This is a genomic window from Bacillus sp. LR--39, assembly GCF_053613335.1.
The window spans coordinates 1-847 of the sequence record NZ_JBSIOT010000594.1; the positions used below are offsets into that span (position 1 = coordinate 1).

1 pseudogene is annotated in these 847 nt (G+C 45.2%); it reads left to right on the top strand.

Going from position 1 to position 847, the window contains the following annotated elements:
* Positions 1 to 847, top strand: a pseudogene (gene dbpA / locus ACWHAR_RS25160) (ATP-dependent RNA helicase DbpA); the annotation flags it as partial.

Below are 847 nucleotides of genomic sequence, written 5' to 3' on the forward strand. Positions count from 1 at the left end.
TCAAAGCGACAGCCGTATTTGGAAAATCCTCCTTTGATAAACAAAAAGCTGAGCTTAAGCAAAAAAGCCACATTGTTGTCGGTACGCCGGGACGTGTTCTGGATCATATCGAAAAAGGCACGCTGCCGTTGGATCGTCTCTCTTATTTGGTCATTGATGAAGCGGATGAGATGCTGAATATGGGCTTTATCGAGCAGGTGGAGGCGATTATCAAGCATCTTCCGACTGAGCGCACAACGATGCTGTTTTCGGCGACGCTGCCAGAGGACATTGAGAAATTAAGCCGTCAATATATGCAAAACCCGGAGCATATCGAAATCAAAGCGGCCGGGCTTACCACAAGAAATATTGAACATGCGGTGATTCAAGTAAGAGAAGAGAATAAATTTTCATTGCTGAAAGATGTGCTGATGACGGAGAATCCCGACAGCTGCATCATTTTCTGCCGAACGAAAGAGCACGTCAATCAGCTGACCGATGAATTGGATGACTTAGGATATCCATGCGATAAAATTCACGGCGGAATGATTCAGGAAGACCGCTTCGAAGTCATGAATGAATTTAAACGTGGCGAGTACCGTTACTTAGTGGCGACGGATGTCGCCGCGCGCGGGATTGATATTGAAAATATCTCCCTTGTCATCAACTATGATCTGCCGCTTGAAAAAGAAAGCTATGTCCACCGCACGGGCCGAACGGGACGCGCAGGGAACAAAGGAAAGGCCATTTCGTTTGTCACGGCCTTTGAAAAACGGTTTTTAGCCGATATTGAAGAATATATCGGATTTGAAATTCAAAAAATAGAAGCACCTTCTCAAGAGGAAGTAGCAAGGAAAAAACCTGAATT